Source organism: Janthinobacterium agaricidamnosum NBRC 102515 = DSM 9628 (assembly GCF_000723165.1).
Classification (GTDB): Bacteria; Pseudomonadota; Gammaproteobacteria; order Burkholderiales; family Burkholderiaceae_D; genus Janthinobacterium; species Janthinobacterium agaricidamnosum.
In genome coordinates this window covers 5,936,959-5,940,226 of the sequence record NZ_HG322949.1, presented here as the reverse complement: position 1 = coordinate 5,940,226, position 3,268 = coordinate 5,936,959, and the positions used below count along the sequence as shown (strand labels likewise).

At 52.5% G+C, this 3,268-nt stretch carries 3 protein-coding genes (1 of these 3 cut by a window edge); all 3 read left to right on the top strand.

Going from position 1 to position 3,268, the window contains the following annotated elements:
- Positions 1 to 12: 12 nt before the first annotated feature.
- The gene (locus tag GJA_RS25850) at positions 13 to 570 is read left to right on the top strand and encodes an effector protein Tle3 domain-containing protein (RefSeq protein ID WP_038498125.1); all 558 of its coding nucleotides are present in this window, start codon (positions 13 to 15) and stop codon (positions 568 to 570) included.
- 344 nt (positions 571 to 914) lie between these two features.
- The gene (locus tag GJA_RS26985; protein ID WP_081905588.1) at positions 915 to 2,447 is read left to right on the top strand and encodes a type VI lipase adapter Tla3 domain-containing protein; all 1,533 of its coding nucleotides are present in this window, start codon (positions 915 to 917) and stop codon (positions 2,445 to 2,447) included.
- Positions 2,377 to 3,268: the 5' portion of a T6SS effector phospholipase Tle3 domain-containing protein gene (locus tag GJA_RS28780; protein ID WP_479686737.1), read on the top strand. 20 nt of this gene lie beyond the right edge of the window; the window shows 892 of its 912 coding nt (coding positions 1-892); the start codon lies at positions 2,377 to 2,379; its stop codon lies beyond the right edge, outside the window. The genes GJA_RS26985 and GJA_RS28780 overlap by 71 nt, the downstream gene beginning before the upstream one ends.

Genomic DNA, 3,268 nt, shown 5'->3' with positions numbered 1-3,268 from the left:
GGGCCTGGCCAGATGCTCAATTCGCCGATCGATGCCGCGATCGCCGTCGCCAATCCGTACCAAGGCAAGGGCAAGGACGGCATGCTGGCGGATGAGTCGCCCGAGCAAGCCAAGGCCCGCTGGCTGGGAACCTTCGACAAGAATTCTTACCACTCCAGTATCGTCAGTAATCCCATGCACTCCGAAAAAGCCACCGCCTACGATCTGTGCATAGGCGTCAGCGATATTTTGAAAGATGGCGACTTGACCTGGATCCGGTTTTTGCGGGCGGTTGCGGATTGGCGGACGAATTGGTTTGGAGATGCTGCCAATTTATTCAGCAATGAAAAAGATCCATCTTACCCGCCTCCATCAGATGATTTAATAGAAATCTTGAAGGATATAAATCAAATTAGTTTACTTGATAGAGAAATAATTGAAGGAAACTATAATTATTATGCTATTGGTGGGATACAACCCGGTACCTTGCCGAAAATCACTGTTAACTGTGGATTGGATAGTTTGAATGATTATGTGGTATCAAAAACAACTGGGGAGTTGAGGGTAGAGATTAAATCCTACGAAAAATAATATCAGTGATATTTAATGAAAACTAAGTAGGTGGTGGAAAAAGATTGTGAAGTTATGACGAAAAGAACCGGATGCGCTGCAAGGCGGCCGTTGCGACGCAGTGCTGGCACTGCTAGGGAGCCACTGATTAATTCGACTTTTCGTCCAAACTGTGTATGTAAGTTCTTGATTTGTAAGGTGGCGGTTTTTTATAAACTGAATTAATCAGCGCTTCCTTAGGGAACTGCTGATTAATTCGTGTTTTCTCTTAAGAGTCGTACGTAAGTCTTTGATTTTAAGGTGCGGAATCTTCGGAAATTGAATTAATCAGCGCTTCCTTAGACGCTATTAGAAGGTATTTTTTGATGAATAAGAATTTTATTGCTATATCAAAACCCTCTGCCATCTATAAAATGGTTCGCTTTGTTCTGGTTGGAATATGTTTATCAGGCTTTGTGCACGCTGCTCCGGTACTATCACTCATCGAGATTGATTCCTTTATGCCAGAAAACATACAGAACAACAGTTCGGCGATTGACTCACTTGAAATCGTCGGCGTCGGCGTCAGTGTCGAGACATGGCGCAACCATCCCAACCATCCCAACTATTCGAAGCTGGATATATGGAAAGCAATTGAGGAAGCAAATGGGCAATACATCATTTCACAGGATATCGAACAATATCCTAAGAATTTGGATGGCATGCATATGATTAGCGCAAAACGCAAAGAAGACGCAGTAGATATTGCCATGCGAGACTTTATGGATCAGTATCCCTTGCCGATAGCGGTAGTCGGGCCTGCCGTGCATGCAGTTGAAAAAGATATTGAGCTTCAAAAACTCAAGGCTCGCAAAGGTAATGCATCAAGTTTTGTAGTTACTAAGAATGGAAAACCTTATACCTCTCTCGGTGAATTTGCAGGCCTTCTTACTCAGAGCGGGCAGGTTATGAATTCTTACCTTAACGATAATCCAGATAAGTTGTGGAATACTATTTTCTTGACCTTCGATGAGCATGGTGATCTTCCAGCAGTGGGTGTCGCTGCCAAGGATGGTGTCTTGCAAAGGGCTGCCGGTTTTTATCAAGGAGATCGACCCAAATTCGATAAAATGGTTGACTTGGCCTACCACCCCAAAAATGTCCGCACGCCCACCGATAGCTGGACCTTCCTGACCCTGATACGGCGTGGCCGCATCGACTGGCTGCGGCCGTTTGCGCCCTTGGTGGAAGACAACATGACCATAAAAGACTGGCCAGCGGGACCTTCCCGCAACCGGTCCGAGTTTGTCGGCTGGAACAAGCAGCCCGATCAGCCTTTCGTGCCGACGCCTTTTATCGCCAAACCCTGGACACGATTCCAGATCGATCAGTACGACCATCTGGAAAACCTGGGGACTTTATACCGGCCGCAAGTGGTGTCTTATCTGGACGATCAGGGGCAGCCGGTCAAGCCGGCTGAACGCCGGATGCGCATGGAAGGGGCCTTGCGCGCCGCGCTGGCGCCGTTGGGCGGCAAGTCTCCGGCGCGAATTCTTTTCGATTACGGCAGCGTGCTGGACGACCGTAACGGCGCGGCGCGGTTCTTGCCGCTGGTGCAAAGCTTGCATGCGGTGGACGACAATTTCAATCTGCTCGATCCCAGGCAGGGCTACGACTTGGCGCGTATCCTCGGCGATACCGGCGCCGGCAGTCCTTTTATCGCGGTGGCGCTGGCGACGATGGCTGGCCGGCAGTCGGGCGGGGCGACGCTGGTGGCCAATTTGCGGCGCGACGATGGCGCGACCTTGCTGCTGGTGACGCCGCCGAGCACCGACCAGATCAAGAAAGATGCCGCGATCAAGCGCCCGTTCTGGCCGCGCCCAGGTTTCGGGAAGATGCGCGTCGCGGAGGGTAACTGAGATGGCGCGCCCGGTTTGCCGTGAAGGCGACGCCACCACCCACGGTGGCAAGGTGATCCAGCAAGCCCAGCACAACACCATGGCGTTAGCCGGCAACATGAGCGACACCGAAGCCAACAAGGTTGTTCCCGGCAAGCAGGCGCAGTGGCTATTGCCCGGCGGCGGCCTGGCGTATATTCCGCTGGTGCGTCCGGCGCCGTGCATCGTGATCCTGGTGCATGGCGTGAACGATATCGGCGAAGCTTTTCCTTTTCAGGAGCAAGGCATTTGCGCCGGCCTGAACCGGCGCCTGGACCGCAAGGATCATCTGCAACCGGCCAACTACACCTTGCCGCTGCACCTGAAGGAAGGGGAGGCATTCACGGCGCACGATATCAGCGCCGATCCCGATAAAGTGTATTTTTCGCGCTCGTCGGATAGCGTCACATCGCCGGTGATTCCGTTTTTGTGGGGATTTCGGGAAGACACGCTGAAGGCGGATACCAATCAGAAGCATGGCGAATATCTCGATCGGTACGGGAATCGCATCGATAAGCGCTATGCGAAAAATGGCGGCCCGTTCGCCAACGCCACCAGCAACGTGCCGGACATGTTCGGGCCGGGATTCAGGCGTAACTGGGGCGTCAGGCGGGCCGACCCGGAAAGTCCGACCCACGCCTTGCTCGATGCGCCGCCTCGCAGCTATATGGTACTGGCGGCGCAGCGGTTGGCGTCGTTGATACGCATCATCCGTAAAAAATCGAAAAACGAGCCGATTAACATCGTTGCCCATAGCCAGGGCTGTTTTGTCAGTTTGCTGGCGCATGCGATGCTGGCCGGGG

What these genes read in the sequence shown, in the direction of transcription:
- GJA_RS25850 (WP_038498125.1), top strand. Translation starts at nt 13, where the DNA reads ATGCTCAATTCGCCGATCGATGCCGCGATCGCCGTCGCCAATCCGTAC.
- GJA_RS26985 (WP_081905588.1), top strand. Translation starts at nt 915, where the DNA reads ATGAATAAGAATTTTATTGCTATATCAAAACCCTCTGCCATCTATAAA.